The organism is Halomonas sp. TP35 (assembly GCF_052375975.1).
Lineage (GTDB): Bacteria > Pseudomonadota > Gammaproteobacteria > Pseudomonadales > Halomonadaceae > Vreelandella > Vreelandella citrativorans.
Map to the genome: position 1 here is coordinate 53,559 of NZ_JBQSUZ010000005.1, position 15,571 is coordinate 69,129.

The 15,571-nt window shown below is 52.5% G+C and carries 15 protein-coding genes; 10 read left to right on the forward strand and 5 right to left on the reverse strand.

The annotated features are described in order from the left end of the window. From ACT3RU_RS08060 to mpl, 3 genes are read right to left on the reverse strand one after another with little or no spacing between them, the layout of a single operon-like run. Entirely contained in the window at nt 1-621 is a 621-nt protein-coding gene (locus tag ACT3RU_RS08060; protein WP_087107560.1) for a LysE family translocator, read from the reverse strand. Then, nucleotides 621-1,271 (reverse strand): flavin prenyltransferase UbiX, encoded by a 651-nt coding sequence (locus tag ACT3RU_RS08065; protein ID WP_192528047.1) that lies wholly within the window; start codon nt 1,269-1,271, stop codon nt 621-623. Before ACT3RU_RS08065 ends, ACT3RU_RS08060 begins: the two co-directional genes overlap by 1 nt. Next, entirely contained in the window at nt 1,268-2,653 is a 1,386-nt protein-coding gene (mpl, locus tag ACT3RU_RS08070) for a UDP-N-acetylmuramate:L-alanyl-gamma-D-glutamyl-meso-diaminopimelate ligase (RefSeq protein WP_192528048.1), read from the reverse strand. Before mpl ends, ACT3RU_RS08065 begins: the two co-directional genes overlap by 4 nt. 290 nt (nt 2,654-2,943) lie before the next feature. Here mpl and ACT3RU_RS08075 point away from each other — a divergent pair, with 290 nt between their 5' ends. Continuing rightward, entirely contained in the window at nt 2,944-3,333 is a 390-nt protein-coding gene (locus ACT3RU_RS08075) for a glutaredoxin family protein (RefSeq protein ID WP_192528050.1), read from the forward strand. An 11-nt stretch (nt 3,334-3,344) separates the two neighbouring features. Here ACT3RU_RS08075 and ACT3RU_RS08080 read toward each other — a convergent pair whose 3' ends face one another. Then, nucleotides 3,345-3,845 carry a hypothetical protein gene (locus ACT3RU_RS08080; protein WP_225733879.1) on the reverse strand — a complete coding sequence of 167 codons (501 nt, stop codon included), beginning with the start codon at nt 3,843-3,845 and terminating at the stop codon, nt 3,345-3,347. Nucleotides 3,846-4,136: 291 nt separating this feature from the next. On the opposite strand from ACT3RU_RS08080, the gene ACT3RU_RS08085 reads away from it, so the two are divergent. The 7 genes from ACT3RU_RS08085 to pepQ all read left to right on the forward strand — a co-directional run bounded on the left by ACT3RU_RS08085 (nt 4,137) and on the right by pepQ (nt 12,255). After that, nucleotides 4,137-5,708 carry an ABC transporter substrate-binding protein gene (locus ACT3RU_RS08085; protein WP_192528052.1) on the forward strand — a complete coding sequence of 524 codons (1,572 nt, stop codon included), beginning with the start codon at nt 4,137-4,139 and terminating at the stop codon, nt 5,706-5,708. Between the two features lie 182 nt (nt 5,709-5,890). After that, the gene (locus tag ACT3RU_RS08090; RefSeq protein ID WP_087107568.1) at nt 5,891-6,940 is read left to right on the forward strand and encodes an ABC transporter permease; all 1,050 of its coding nucleotides are present in this window, start codon (nt 5,891-5,893) and stop codon (nt 6,938-6,940) included. Beyond that, nucleotides 6,937-7,893, forward strand: a complete 957-nt coding sequence (locus ACT3RU_RS08095) for an ABC transporter permease (protein ID WP_483392653.1) — start codon at nt 6,937-6,939, stop codon at nt 7,891-7,893. The genes ACT3RU_RS08090 and ACT3RU_RS08095 overlap by 4 nt, the downstream gene beginning before the upstream one ends. A gap of 7 nt (nt 7,894-7,900) precedes the next feature. Next, a complete protein-coding gene (locus ACT3RU_RS08100) occupies nt 7,901-8,917 on the forward strand; it encodes an ABC transporter ATP-binding protein (protein WP_087107570.1) in 1,017 nt (338 codons plus the stop codon). Between the two features lie 17 nt (nt 8,918-8,934). After that, nucleotides 8,935-9,981, forward strand: a complete 1,047-nt coding sequence (locus ACT3RU_RS08105; protein ID WP_087107664.1) for an ABC transporter ATP-binding protein — start codon at nt 8,935-8,937, stop codon at nt 9,979-9,981. 49 nt (nt 9,982-10,030) lie between these two features. Next, nucleotides 10,031-10,942 carry a LysR family transcriptional regulator gene (locus ACT3RU_RS08110; RefSeq protein ID WP_192528055.1) on the forward strand — a complete coding sequence of 304 codons (912 nt, stop codon included), beginning with the start codon at nt 10,031-10,033 and terminating at the stop codon, nt 10,940-10,942. 14 nt (nt 10,943-10,956) lie between these two features. Then, nucleotides 10,957-12,255 carry a Xaa-Pro dipeptidase gene (gene pepQ / locus ACT3RU_RS08115; protein WP_192528057.1) on the forward strand — a complete coding sequence of 433 codons (1,299 nt, stop codon included), beginning with the start codon at nt 10,957-10,959 and terminating at the stop codon, nt 12,253-12,255. 89 nt (nt 12,256-12,344) lie between these two features. On the opposite strand, the gene ACT3RU_RS08120 is transcribed toward pepQ, so the two are convergent. Then, a complete protein-coding gene (locus tag ACT3RU_RS08120; protein ID WP_172118208.1) occupies nt 12,345-12,950 on the reverse strand; it encodes an OmpW/AlkL family protein in 606 nt (201 codons plus the stop codon). A 564-nt stretch (nt 12,951-13,514) separates the two neighbouring features. On the opposite strand from ACT3RU_RS08120, the gene ACT3RU_RS08125 reads away from it, so the two are divergent. Continuing rightward, nucleotides 13,515-14,369, forward strand: coding sequence for an AAA family ATPase (locus ACT3RU_RS08125; protein ID WP_192528059.1), 855 nt, complete (start codon nt 13,515-13,517; stop codon nt 14,367-14,369). A 3-nt stretch (nt 14,370-14,372) separates the two neighbouring features. Next, complete coding sequence (locus ACT3RU_RS08130; RefSeq protein ID WP_192528060.1) at nt 14,373-15,554, forward strand: vWA domain-containing protein; 1,182 nt, start codon at nt 14,373-14,375, stop codon at nt 15,552-15,554. The last annotated feature ends 17 nt before the right edge of the window (nt 15,555-15,571 follow it).

A 15,571-nucleotide genomic window follows, 5' to 3' on the forward strand; every position in this document is an offset into this window, starting at 1 on the left:
CTAGCCTAGCGCCAGCCATAATCCGACGCCCATCATTAACGTACCGGCAATGCGGTTAAGTAAACGAACATTGCCGCTTTTTCCTAGCGTTTTACGCAGCGTTTTACCGCCGACGGCATACACCAACAGGCTGGCAAACTCGATCAATAAAATGACCACAATCAGCAGAATCAGTTGGCTGCCAAGCGGGCGGCTGCTATCCAAGAAGGGGGGCAGCAGTACCATAAAAAATGCCCACCCCTTCGGATTAGCCACAGCGGTGACAAACCCTTGCATGGCAAGTGTTAGCCGTCCGGCGGCAGGCCCAGCATTTAGTTCACTGGGAATCGCCATACGCCCACGAGAGCGCCACATCATAATACCCAAATAGGCCAAATAAGCGCCGCCCACCCACTTGAACACCGTGAAGAGTTCAGGCTGACGGAGCATTAAGGCGGCTACCCCAGCGCCTGCCGCTGCGGCTACCAGCCCTACGCCAACCAGCTCTCCCATCATCATCCACAGCGTACGTTTCACGCCTTGAGTCATGCCCAGCACCATGGCAAGCGTCATGCACATACCCGGCGTTAGTGACACAAATAAAAACGTGGGTACAAATATTGAGAGCGTGGCCCAGTTCATTACTTATCCTTAGACATGTTATCTGCTTCATCCTCGCCCCAGCGAGGCATCAAGGTATGCTGAATGCCCAACTGATTAAGAATGCGTGCCACAATAAAATCAATGAGATCATCAATGGATTGCGGGCGGTGATAAAACCCGGGGGCGGCAGGTAAAATGACAACCCCCATGCGGCTTAGCCCCAGCATATGTTCCAAATGGATAGGCGAAAATGGACTCTCTCGGGGCACTATCACTAACGTTCGGCGCTCTTTAATCGCTACATCGGCCGCCCGCTCAATCAGGTTGTTACTTGCCCCAGTGGCAATAGCCGAGAGCGTTCCCGTCGAGCATGGGCACACCACCATAGCCGAGGCCGCTCCAGACCCAGAGGCAACAGGCGCCATCCAATCCTCTCGCCCAAAGCAGCGGATTTGGCCAGGCGCGGCGCCGCTACGCTCTCTCAATGCAGCAGCCAGCCGTTCTGGCTGTGCAGGCAGGCTAATGTCGGTTTCCGTGGCAATCACCATGTGTGACGCTTTGGAGATCATGACCCACACTTCATGGCCTGCCTCTACCAATACGTCTATCAGCCGCAGGCCATACTGCGCCCCAGAAGCGCCCGTTAATGCCACGGTGATCGGCTTTTTGAACAGGGAATCTTTACTCACGCGTTCAATTCCTTGGCCGTTAAGGCATTTAGTAGACGTTCATGTACGCCCTCAAAGCCACCGTTGGACATCACCACAATCCGATCCAGCGGTTCGGCATGGCGAACGACCGCCTCTACCAGCGTTTCAATCTGCTGATAAAGATGAGCTTTAGCACCTTGCTCAGCTACCAGCGCCTCCATCGACCAATCAATACCGGCAGGTTGATACCAATACACCTGATCCGCATCAGCGATGCTGTCGTTGAGTCGATCGCGTAGCGCACCTAACCGCATGGTGTTGGAGCGTGGCTCAATAACCGCCAGCAAGCGCCCTTTGGTCGTTGTGGCACGCAAGCCTTGCAAGGTCGCCGCAATCGCCGTGGGGTGATGGGCAAAGTCGTCAATGACTTGAACGCCCCCCACTTCTCCACGCACTTCCTGGCGCCGTCGTGGCGTTTCGAAACGCGCTAGTGCGGCGCATGCCCGGGCTAAATCAACTCCGCACTCGTGGGCAGCCGCTAACGCTGCCAAGGCATTTCGCGCGTTGTGAACGCCGCTTAACGACCACTCGATGACGCTATCCTCTTCGCCTTGGTCTGTGCGGTGAATCACCTGAAAACGGCTGGCATCAGGGCGCTCAAGGCAGAGCTGCCACGCACTTTGGGACTGCTCACCAAAGTGTTTAATGGGTGTCCAGGCTCCCATCGCCATTACTCGCGCTAACGCTGGCTGTTCATCGGCTACCAATAGACACCCCTGGCTTGGCACGGTGCGCACAAGATGGTGGAACTGGCGTTCAATAGCAGCTAAATCCGGAAAGATATCCGCATGATCAAACTCAAGATTATTGAGCACAGCGATATCGGGACGGTAGTGCACAAACTTGGAGCGTTTATCAAAAAAGGCCGTATCGTACTCATCGGCTTCAACAATAAAAGGCCCCCTAGGATCACCCAGCCGCGCGGAAACACCGAAATTTCGCGGCACACCGCCAATTAAAAAGCCCGGTACTTGGCCCGCGCTCTCCAATAGCCAGGCCAGTAAACTGGCGGTGGTGGTTTTACCATGGGTACCGGCGATAGCAATTACCCGCCGCCCTGGTAACACATGTTCAGCAAGCCACTGCGCTCCTGAGGTATACGGCAAACCGCTGTTAAGTAGCGCCTCTACTTCCGGGTTCCCGCGTGACAGCGCATTCCCCACTACCACTAGGTCAATCGAAGCACCAAGGTGCTCTGCTCGATAACCTTCCATTAACGTAATGCCTGCTTCAGCAAGCTGAGTACTCATCGGAGGATAGACATTTGCATCTGACCCGCTAACCTGATGGCCCTGCTCGCGCGCGAGTAGCGCAAGACTACCCATAAAGGTGCCGCAGATACCGATAATATGGAGATGCATGGTTTCTGTCCCTGAACAACGTAATAAACACAGCTTAAAATAGCTGAAAAGACTAGCATGCTCGGCTTGTTTACTCACCCAGAAGCAAGGGTTTAAGCACACATGGTGGTTAGAAAATGCCCCAATATACGTATAGCGAGCGTCGCCAAGTGACAAATGCGTTCGATTATTGCAGGATGCGCGCACACTTGTTTAAAGCCTACCTGTTGGCGCGTCGCATCGCTGTTTACAATGACGTACTTTTTCTAAGAACGCTGACCCATGCCCCAAGGTTAGCGATGGAGTTTATTATGCGTGTATTAATTCGCTATTTTTTCCGTGGTATTCGCTTGGTGCTGGCACCGGTCATGCTTATCAGTGAAAAACTCTCAACGCCTAACGCGGTTGAGCGTGCACCCGCCGATCAAGCGCGCGTCGACCAGGCTTGCCAACACCTGGCCCTTTATCAATTCCGTACCTGCCCTTTTTGCATTAAGGTGCGGAAAGAAATTGCCCGCTTAGGACTAACCATTGAGCTGCGCGATGTTCAGCATGACCCCGCACACAAGCAGGACCTTCTTGAAGGCGGCGGCAAAACCAAAGTGCCTTGCTTAAAGATTCACCATGAAGATGGTCGCGAAGAGTGGCTGTATGAGTCTGATGATATTAATGCTTGGCTACATCAGCAATTTGGGGCCTAGAACTCTGCTTATTAAAACTGTGCTCGATAGGCATTAACGTCAAACTGCACATCAATGTCGATTCCCTCAGCCCGGCTGGGCGCGTCGTCCTGTGCAGTTTGCAACGCCAATACGCCTTCGACACGCCCAGCAATATGAATGTGGCTGCCCTGCTGCTCAAGCTGCGTCAACGTGACGGTAACACTGCCTCCCTCAGAGGTATAAAGCGGCGGTACGGTGGTGCTGCCGATCAGTTGCACCACGTGGGCATCGATAAGCTGGTTGTCTTCAACCGTTAGGCTAATAGACAACCCTTCGTAGGCGTCCCTTTGATCAGGCTCGACAAACCCTGTGATAATGATTTGGCGTTGATCGCCAACCTCTACAAAAGAAGCATTGGAGTCACGGCCCTGACTCAGCACAAACCACTCCCGCGGCTCGCCGTCCAGCATGCCTTCAATAGTGTCAGACTGTACGCTTAATGGAAGCCAACCGATTAACACCAGAATGGTCCATTGATTCCATTTCATCATTTTCAGCCCTGCCTTTCAGCGGGTCACTAATGGCTTTCGTGGGCTGATAACAAACGCCCGTTTATTTTCCATCTACGACTTTAGGCTAGATTGCACTCCATTATTCACTGCTATAAGCCCAATCATTCAATAGTTGAATAGGGTCTATCATTATTTCGATTGTATGACGCATTCAACACTCTCTATGTTAATAGGATAGCTTACAAGCTGACCGTGTCTGCTTTGCTGTCTCGCCAATAGCGTTTAGACGGTAATGTGAACAATAAAATTATCAATAAGACGGGAACGATTATGGCGCTCAAAAAAAAGATACTGGCCACTATTATCGGTGCAACTGTTGCGGGTAGCGCAGTGCTCCCTTTGACAGCAAACGCTGAAACGTTGCGCATTGGCTACTCCGCCGATCCAGAAACGCTTGATATTCACGAACAACTTTCCGGCGGTATGCTGCGTTTCTCCCACTTGGCGTTTGATCCTCTCGTCCGCTGGACCAAGGACTTTCAGTTTGAGCCCCGCTTGGCAACTGAATGGGTACAAACAGACGATACTCATATGCGCATGACGCTTCGTGAAGGCGTCAAGTTTCATTCGGGTAACGAGCTGACGGCTGAAGACGTGGTATGGACGATTGAGCGCTTAAAAGAGAGCCCTGACTACCGCGCCATTTTTGAGCCCATTGCTACCGCCGAAGCGGTTGATGACTACACGGTGGAAATCACGACGACGACCCCCTATCCGCTGTTGCTCAACCTGGCGACCTACATTTTTCCCATGGATAGCCAGTTCTATACCGGTGAAACCGAAAATGGCGTCGATAAAGCGGAGATCGTAAAAGCAGGCAACTCGTTTGCTTCACGCAATGTTTCCGGTACCGGCCCGTTCGTTCTTACTGACCGTCGCCAAGGCGTGCGTGTCGATTTTGAGCGCTTTGAAGATTATTGGGATACTGAAAGCGAAGGCAATGTCTCAAGCATTGTACTGACGCCGATTGCGGAAAACGCCGCGCGCGTAGCAGCCTTGCTCTCAGGCGGCGTCGACTTTATTGACGCTGTGCCGCCGAATGATCTGGAGCGCGTTCGTGAAGCAAGTGATGTTAAGCTTTTCGAAGTACCGGGCACGCGTATTATCGGCTTCCAGCTTAACGAAGAACAGGTTGAAGCCTTCAAAGACGTGCGCGTTCGTCAAGCCGTTGATCTTGCCATCAACCAGGAAGGCATCGCTGATCGCTTAATGCGTGGCTTTGCGACACCTGCTGGGCAGTTTTCACCGGAAGGCTACTCCGGTCACAACCCGGATCTGGTACCACGCTATGACCTGACCCGCGCTCAAGAGCTAATGGCGGAAGCGGGTTATGAAGATGGCTTTAGCGTTGACATGATTGCGCCCAACAATCGCTACGTCAACGACGCACAAATTGCCCAAGCGGTCGCGAACATGCTATCGCGTATCAATATCAACGTTAACCTGCGCACCATGCCGCTTGCCCAGTACTGGCCGGAATACGATACCCGTCAATCGGATATCGCCATGCTTGGCTGGCATTCGGATACTGAAGATACTGCCAACTTCTTCCAGTACCTCTCCTTCTGTATTGATGAAGAGAGCGGTGCGGGCCAATACAACTATGGCAATTACTGCAATGAAGAGATCGACGCGCTTGTCACTGAAGCCGACAGCGTAACCGATCTTGAGCGACGCAATGAAATGCTGCGTGAAGCAGAAGCCATGCTGTATGAAGATGTTGGTTTTATCACGCTGCATTGGCAGAACCTTGCGTATGCCGCTGCCGAAGGCGTTGAGATTGAACCCGTCGTTAACGCCATCGACTTCCCCTATCTGGGCGATCTCGTGATTAATCGTTAAGTTTGATTAACGGCTTGTAAATTGCCTGCACGGATGCTTCGCTCTCCAGCCAACTGGAGAGCGAAGCGCTTGTTGTGTCGAAACCGCGTCAAAAACTGTTGCGTCAAAACCCATTGCAAAATGTTTAACGGCACTTACCCCGACTTCCTTTGCTAAACACTATTACATAGGTGGCGTACGCCATGATTGCCTTTTTAATCAAGCGGCTGATGCACGCGGTATTGGTGATGTTCATCATCAGCGTGCTGGCCTTCGCCATCCAGGATAACCTGGGTGATCCGGTACAGCAGATGGTCGGACAATCGGTCCCCGAAAGTGAACGAGAAGCCCTACGCGAGCGCTTGGGCCTTAATGATTCATTCATGGTGCAGTATGTACGCTTTGCCAAAAACGCCGTGCAAGGCGACTTTGGTAACTCCTACTTCTACCGCGAACCGGCGCTCAGCGTTATTGCACGCCACCTGCCAGCAACGCTTGAGCTCGTCTTTGCAGCCACCTTAATTATCGTGGTGTTTTCGGCACCTATCGGGGTATACAGCGCTATCAAACCGCGCTCGATTATCTCCCGTTTTTTTATGGGGGCGTCGATTATCGGTATTTCGATCCCGGTATTCTTAACCGCGATTGTATTAATTCAAATTTTTTCTATCGGCATTACCGTCTCTATTTTTCCCGAGGGAACCGCGTGGGGGGCCTGGTTAAACAGTGCATTATCTACCCAAGGCAATATGCCCTCGTTTGGGCGCGGTTATGACCTGGTGCACGTGTTTGGCTATTGGGATACCAACCTGGCCTCCTGGAGCGGCCTGCAACACCTGGTGCTACCTGCCATTTCACTCGCCTCTATCATGCTGCCGCTGTTTATTCGCTTGATCCGCGCTGAAATGATGGAAGTACTGCAGTCTGAATACGTTAAGTATGCCCGAGCCAAGGGTATTTCAATGCGCCGCGTCTATTTTGTCCATGCGCTTAAAAACACCATGCTACCGGTGATCACCGTAGGCGGTGTTCAAATTGGTACGATGGTGGCATACACCATTCTGACCGAAACCGTGTTCCAGTGGCCGGGCATGGGCCTTATGTTTTTGGACGCGATCAATCGGGCTGATATCCCGCTAATCGTGGCCTATCTAATGATTGTCGGTGTCATTTTCGTGGTGACCAACACCATCGTGGATTTGATTTACGGCTTTGTGAACCCCACCGTAAAACTGACGGGTAAACCCGCATGACGATGACAACAAAGAGCGTGCCCAAGAGCAAATCGCCCAGCCATTTTCAACGCTTTCGCGACTCCTATTTATGGTACAGCTTCAAGAGTGACCGCACGGCACAGCTTTGCTTGGCCGTGTTTATCTGCTTGGTGGTGGCTGCTTTTGCCGCGCCTCTTATTGCGCCTACCGATCCGTACGATTTGCGTCAGATCGATATTATGGCCTCCGAATTGCCACCGTTCTGGGTCGACGGAGCTGACGAACGCTACTCACTGGGCACCGATGCCCAGGGCCGAGACCTTTGGTCAATTATTTTGTACGGTACGCGGGTATCGCTTTTAATCGGCTTTGGTGCGGTGATCTTACAGGCACTTTTGGGTGTGACGTTTGGCCTAATGGCGGGCTATTTGGGCGGCCGCGTGGATGCCTTTTTTATGCGCTTGGCGGATATTCAGCTGTCGTTCTCCACCTTGATGGCGGCTATCGTGGTCGGCGCTGTCGTGAAGGCCACCCTGGGTAGCTCTTTTTATAGTCAATACGCAGTACTGATGCTGGTACTGATTATTGGCTTGGCCGAGTGGCCACAATACGCCCGCACCGTGCGCGCTTCCGTACTTGCCGAAAAAAACAAGGAGTATGTAGACGCTGCCCGGGTGATGGGATTGCGCAGCAAACGGATTATGTTCCGCCATGTGTTGCCCAATACGTTATCGCCTATTTTCGTTATTTCTACCGTGCAAATTGCCAACGCCATTATTTCTGAAGCGGCGCTGTCGTTTTTGGGCCTGGGGATGCCCGAGACCCACCCATCGCTTGGTTCGTTAATCAAGGCAGGCTTTGACTACATTCAGTCAGGCTCCTGGTGGATCACGCTAATTCCCGGTGCGGTACTGGTAGTGCTGGTGCTGTCTATCAATCTATTGGGCGACTGGCTGCGCGATGTCATGAACCCACGACTCTATAAAGGCTGAGGACACCATGGCATTACTTGAAGTTTCTCAACTGGATGTACGTTTTGGCCTGCGCCAGGGCGAAGTACGTGCACTGCGTGACGTAAGCTTTACGCTGGAGCGCGGTGAACGTTTAGGCATTGTAGGCGAGTCTGGTGCTGGCAAATCAGTTGCGGCGTTTTCGCTGCTTAATCTGATTGCCAGGCCAGGGTTTATTGCCGGTGGCAGTATTGCGTTTGAAGGACAAACGCTCAATACCATGTCGGAGCGCGGGCTGCGTAAAATACGTGGCAACCGAATTTCGATGATCTTCCAGGACCCAATGATGACGCTGAACCCAGTGTTATCGATTGGCGCTCAAATGGTGGAGTGTCTAAAAGCTCACCGACGGATTTCCTCTAAAGAAGCTCGCGCCATTGCACTGGATAAATTACGCCAGGTGCAAATTCCCTCACCGGAAAAGCGTCTTGACCAATACCCTCATGAGCTTTCGGGCGGCATGCGACAGCGCATTATTATCGCTATTGCATTGCTGCTTGACCCGGACATCATTATCGCCGATGAGCCTACAACAGCACTGGATGTCACCATTCAGGCAGAAATCATGGCGCTATTGCTGGATCTCTGCGAACAGCACAATGTCGGGCTTATTTTGATTACTCACGACCTTGGCGTTGTGAGTCAGGTCACTCAACGCATGCTGGTCATGTATGCCGGTCGCGTGATTGAGCAAGGCCCTACGCGCGAGATCATTAATGACCCGCAGCACCCCTACACCCAAGGGCTGATTAATGCCCTGCCCCAGATGGCAACGCCCGGTGAAAGACTGAATCAGATCCGTGGCAGCATGCCTTCACTATCCAATCTACCTAGCGGCTGCGCCTTTCATCCGCGCTGCGACTTTATTAAGCGCGCCGATGGGCAAACCCGCCCCGCTTGTATTGAGCAAGTACCCGGTTTTGTACAAGCGGGCAACTGCCAGGTAGCTTGCCATATGGTGGCTGAACTGCTGGAAGATCGTCGTTTAAAGGAGGAAAGCCAATGAGTACGCAGGCAAGTGCGATGGCAGAGCATCACATCCCCGCTGAAAACGTCGAAGAAGCCCAGACACTTCTGCAAATCTGCGATCTCAAAAAGCGGTTTTCGCTGTCAGGTGACTTTCTTGACCAGCTGCGATTTAAAGGCGGCAAGCTCGTTCGTCACCAGGAGCACGTACACGCTATTAATGGCGTAAACCTGGAGATAATGCGTGGCGAAGCACTCTGCGTCGTCGGCGAATCCGGCTGCGGAAAATCTACCGTCGCCCGTACGGTCATGGGGCTAATCACCCCGTCTGAAGGCGAGATTCACTATGATGGTCAGCGCATTGACCATTTAAGCTCGCGCCAATTGCTGCCGTATCGCAAACGCATGCAGATGATCTTCCAGAACCCTTACGCGTCACTTAATCCGCGGATGACCATTCAGCAAACGCTGGAAGAGCCACTGCGCTTGCACCACCCTACATGGAACCGCCAGCAGATCGCCGATAAGGTCGAAGAAGTAATGGGCTCGGTGGGCATTGACCCAGACTGGGGTAAGCGTTTCGGTCATGAATTTTCCGGCGGCCAGCGTCAACGTATTGCCATTGCGCGAGCGCTGGCAGTAGATCCTGAATTTATTGTTGCCGATGAGCCCATTTCAGCGCTGGATGTCTCTATTCAGGCACAAGTGCTGAACCTGTTAATGGAAGCCCAGCACGCGCGCAACTTGACCTACCTGTTTATTACCCACGACCTAGCGGTCGTGGAGCATTTTGGTACGCGGGTTGCCGTTATGTATCTGGGCACCGTGTGCGAAATAGCCACGACCTCGACTCTGTTCGCCAAGCCCCGCCACCCTTACACCCAAGCACTCCTTTCATCTATTCCGCGCCTTGAAGATGATCGGCCGCAGCATATTCGCCTTAAAGGTGAGGTGCCAACGCCGGTTAACTTACCGAGCGGCTGTGTTTTTCATGGTCGCTGCCCGTATGCCAATGCGCGCTGCATTCAAGAAATCCCGCCACTAAAAATGCAGGATGACGGCACGCGTGTTGCCTGCCACGCTGTTGAGGAAGGCCGCCTATGAAACGTAGGCATTTACTGGCCAGTCACGTCATCTCACTGCGAGGTAAAGCATGGAAATTCGCTGGCTAGAAGACTTTATTGCCCTGGCCAGGACTCGGCACTTTTCACGTGCCGCCGACGATCAAAACGTAACCCAGCCGACCTTCTCTAGACGGATTAAACTGCTTGAAGAAGAGATGGGCATTACACTCATTAATCGCCAAACGCTACCGCTTTCGTTAACCCCCGCCGGTGAGGAGTTCCTCACCTTATGCGAACAGGTAACGGAGCGCGTTCGTTTAACGCGTGATCGATTGCGCGAGATTAATGCCGGTCAACAGCGGCGCATTATGGTGGCCGCCCCGCAAAGCCTGCTGGGGAATTTCCTGCCTGAATGGCTAGCGTCTACCGGCTGGCAGGACCATGTACAGCCCTACCTGCGCGCTACCGGGTGGATTGCTCACGACTATTTTCAAGCGTTAATGCGCGCAGAGTGCGACCTGGCTATCTGTTACTGGCCTGTCGGGCGATGCGACCTGGATATCGATACAAGCGCTTGTACCTATCGGGTGATCGGCCATGAGCGGCTAATTCCCGTGACAGGCCTTGCCCCTCAAGGCGAGCCTTGTACCGTTTTGCCAGGCACACGCCAACAGCCCTCGCCTTGGCTTGCCTACCCCAAGCGAGGCCTGCTGGGCTCTGCGATAAAGGCACACCTGGCCAGATTACCTCAAAGCACCCACCTGGTGGCACAAAGTGAAAATCTGTACGCGGCAAGCATAAAAGAGCTGGTATTGCTGGGGTATGGCATGAGTTGGCTGCCGGAGCGCAGCGTTTCACATGAGCTCGCCCAAGGCACCCTCGTCAGAGCAGGCGATAGCCGCTGGGATGTGCCCATGGAGCTGCGCTTATACCGCCATCAGCATCAGCACCATGCAGAACTAGACAAACTCTGGAGCGAACTCGCCCCGTCACGTAGTTAACAGGATAGACTTTCATGTCAACAACGCTTTTTAACCTGCAGCTTGATCATATCGTTCATTTACAACATGCCTATGAGCAGGTGTTAGCAAAGTACGGCTTTGACAGTCTGGTGATTTATAGCGGCCACGCCAGCCATCATTTTGCTGACGATCATGCCACCTCTTTCCAAACCTATGGCCATTTTATGCACTGGGTAGGCCTTGCGGATATTCAGCACAGCTGGCTAGTCATCCAATCCGGCAAAAAACCGCAGTTTTATCTGCATGCACCCGCTGATTTTTGGCATCAGCCTACTCAGCTACCCGATGAGCCTTGGCTATCCGTCATTGATGTACATCAGTGTACCCAAGCCCTCGCGCCTCCCGTGGAGGGCCGCAGCGTCGTCATCGGCGATATAGCAAGCACGACGCCCGATATTCAGCAAGCGCTGAACGCTGAAACAGCCTCTAATGAGGTTGTGCGAGCGCTTGATGAACTTCGCATGTTCAAAACACCTTACGAAGTTGCCTGTCTACGAGAAGCTAACCACCTGGCAATGGCAGGTCACGAGGCCGCCCAAGCCGCCTTTATTGGCGCTTCAGGCGAGCTCGATATTCAACTGGCCTACCTAGCGGCTAGCCGACAACGCGAATCTAGCGTTCCTTACCAGAATATTATTGGTTTGAATGGACATGCAGGCGTCCTGCACTACCAACATTACGATATAACACCACCCAGCCAGCGCTACAGTTTGTTAGTAGATGCCGGGCGACGCTTTAGAGGGTACTGCGCAGATATCACCCGCACCCACGCAGGGCCTGATGCCCCCGCGATTTTTAAAGAACTGGTAACGGCACTACATCACCTAAAAGATGACATTATTACTCGCATCGAACCGGATACCTCTTTTGTTGAGCTACACCAGCAAATGCACCAAGCCCTGGGAAGCGTTCTCGTTGCCCATGACATATTTAAAGGCACCGGCGAGCAAGCGGTAAGCGAAGGAGTCACTCGCGCCTTCTGCCCACACGGTTTAGGTCACTCCCTGGGACTTCAAGTGCATGACGTAGCCGGTTTACGTCACCCTGATGGTTCAGCGGCCCCCGCCCCAAGCGAACATCCCGCCCTGCGCTTAACGCGTATTTTGAAACCCGGCATGGTGGTAACCGTTGAGCCAGGACTCTACTTTATTCCGATGCTCCTAAACCCGTTGCGCGACACATCGCTTCCAATTAACTGGACGCTGGTGGATCAGTTAATGTCCTGTGGTGGTATTCGTATCGAGGATAACGTAGTGGTCACTGAAAATGGTTACGATAATCTGACCCCATAAGGCCCGTAGCAGAACCTGTTGTTAAGCCGTAACAAAAACACCCGGCGCAAGGCCGGGTGTTAGATGATATTTTGAAGCTGGCTTATGCCTTAGAAACGGAACGTCACGCCACCGCCGATGGTGACCGGATCCATATCGACTTTACCGATATGCTCGCCATCACGTTTGATCTCGCCATCCACATCCGCATAGCTTACGTAGCCATTCAGTAACACGTTCTGGGTGACTGCTAAATCCACACCGGCTTGGCCGATAGCGCCATAGCTTCTGCGTACGTCAATATTGTCAGGACCACCCGAGAAGCGTGTGTAGTTAAGACCTGCACCAACGTACGGCTGAACACGTGAATCCAGCCCACCCATGGGGTAGTAATTTACCAATAGATTTACGGGTAAGCGGTCAATGCTTCCCAGGTCTTGTGATGCCGCATTGAGCTGATGTTCAAACTTTTCAGAACTATTAAGCTCAACACCCACTTTATCAGTAAATAGATAACCAGCGCCGAACGTAAAGCCTGTCTCGCTTTGAACGTTCAGTGACTCTCCATTGATATTACCGTTGCCTGATCCTGTATCGGTTTGAGCGACGCCACCACGAACAAATGCATCGCCAGCGTTGTACGCTAAGGCAGCCTGACTTGCCAGTGCTAAGCCAGCAGTTACCACAGCGGCTGAAATTAATTTCATATTGCTCATTAGGTTCACCCTCTATGCATTTTAGCTTGGGATTGGTGCCAACCAACCGGCTTACCTATACAATATATACCAATCGAACAGTGTTTCCAAATTTCTTGTGACATTCTTGTTATATGTTGAAAATGTTAGTTCTTTTTCTTCAAACATAAAAAAAGCCCCCCGAAGGGGACCCAAGTGGAGCACGCCAGCTCACACGGTGTATCGCAAAACGGTCATTACCGTGGCGATATAGCAAAGAAGGAAGAGCATCCAATGTGGCTAGTGATGCTGTTCATTTGCTTCGTACTTACGATATAGCGAACTGCGTGCCATTATCCTAAAAACTATTAAAATACAAATACATATACAAAGCACCCGTACTCAACTCGCCTACCTCAATATCTCATGTGAAGAAAGTGCACCAACCCTGTTCGTGCTTAGGTAGTTTTGCCCCATAAAGGTACCGTGCGTATCCATTGGGTCTTGGTGCTTCTATTTAACGCCATCGGAATTGGCTGTTGGCCCCGACACCTACCCTCACGTACACTTGTTTGAATACGTTTTCGACCCGTCGAGGCACTCTTCATGGCGTTTGACTCTACTTCTTCCTACATTGCCACTGATGCACTAAAGCAAGCGGTTAACGCGGCGATTGTTCTTGAACGGCCGTTGCTTATTAAGGGCGAGCCTGGCACCGGTAAAACCCTGCTCGCGGAAGAGCTGGCCGAGTCATTGGGCACTCAGCTGATTACCTGGCATATTAAATCCAGTACCAAGGCCGCCCAAGGGCTTTATGAGTACGATGCGGTTAGCCGGCTGCGCGATTCTCAGCTAGGTGTCGAAGGCGTGGAGAACGTGGCCAACTACATAAAGCCCGGCAAACTATGGGAAGCCTTTACGGCCGATGAACGTGTCGTGCTTTTGATCGACGAGATAGATAAGGCCGATATCGAGTTTCCGAACGACTTGCTCCAGGAACTGGATCGCATGGAGTTCCACGTTTACGAGACCGGTGAAACGATCCGAGCCGATCAACGCCCCATTATTATCATCACGTCCAATAATGAAAAAGAGCTACCCGATGCATTTCTGCGCCGCTGCTTTTTTCATTACATTGAATTTCCCGACCGAGCCACTCTGCAGGCAATAGTGGATGTGCACTTTCCGGATATTGCACCGCGGCTGGTCGGCGAAGCGTTGAACGTATTTTTCGAACTACGTGATGCGCCCGGCCTTAAGAAGAAACCTTCAACCTCTGAACTGGTTGATTGGCTTAAGCTGCTAATGGCGGATGAAATTGCCCAGGAAGCGCTCTACAACCGCGACCCAGCCAAGGCACTGCCGCCCATGGCTGGCGCACTGGTTAAAAACGAGCAGGATACCCAGCTGCTTGAACGCCTGACGTTTATGTTACGCCGTCAAAAAGGCACAGGTCGTTAAGCCATGTTTATTGGTCTGTTTGAAACCCTAAAGCGGGCAGGCGTTCCTGTGTCGCTGCGTGAACTGCTGGACCTGCATGCGGTGGTTGAACGGGGCGTCGTATTTGCCGATATGGAAGTATTTTACCAAGTCGCTCGCACAGTAATGGTAAAAGATGAACGCCACTTTGACCGCTTTGATCGTGCGTTTGCTGCCTGGTTTAAAGGCCTTGAAGACATGGACGCCGCCATTGAGGCGTTGATTCCCGATGACTGGCTGCGCCGGGAATTCGAAAAGCAGCTATCTGATGAAGAGAAAGCCAACATTGAATCGCTAGGCGGCCTGGAAGCGCTGATCAAAACCTTTAAAAAACGCCTGGAAGAGCAAAAAGAGCGCCATGCAGGCGGTAACAAGTGGATTGGCACAGGCGGCACCAGCCCGTTTGGCGCCTATGGCTATAACCCTGAAGGTATTCGTATCGGCCAGGAAAGCTCACGCCATCGCCGCGCAACAAAGGTATGGGATGAACGACGCTTTCGCGACTATGACGATTCTTTGGAGCTGGGTACCCGCAATATCAAAATGGCGCTGCGCCGACTACGCAAGTTCGCACGCCAGGGTGCTGTAGAAGAATTCGATGTCGACAGCACCATCCGTGAAACAGCGCGTGACGGGGGCTTACTAAACGTTCAGATGCGTCCTGAGCGCCACAACGCCGTTAAGGTGCTGCTGTTTCTGGATGTAGGCGGCTCCATGGATGACCACATTCGCGTTTGTGAGGAGCTGTTTTCGGCTGCCCGATCTGAATTCAAGCACCTTGAACACTACTACTTTCATAACTGTTTATACGAAGGGGTCTGGCGACATAATTCAAGACGCGGCAGCGAGCGCATCCCCACCATGGACGTGCTCCACACTTACGGCGCGGATTATCAGGTAGTCATCGTGGGCGATGCGGCCATGTCGCCTTATGAGATTACTCACCGAGGTGGCAGCGTCGAGCATTTTAATGAAGAACCCGGCGGCGCATGGCTTAAACGCGTCTGCGAGACCTTTCCCCACTTGGCATGGCTTAACCCTATGCCACCTCGCGCTTGGGAGTACACGTATTCCACGCAGTTGATTCGTGACATTATTGAAGACCGCATGTACCCCATGACACTGGAAGGGCTGGAAAGCGCCATGCGCGAACTGGCCAAAAAGTAGCCTCGGCCAGCTCACAG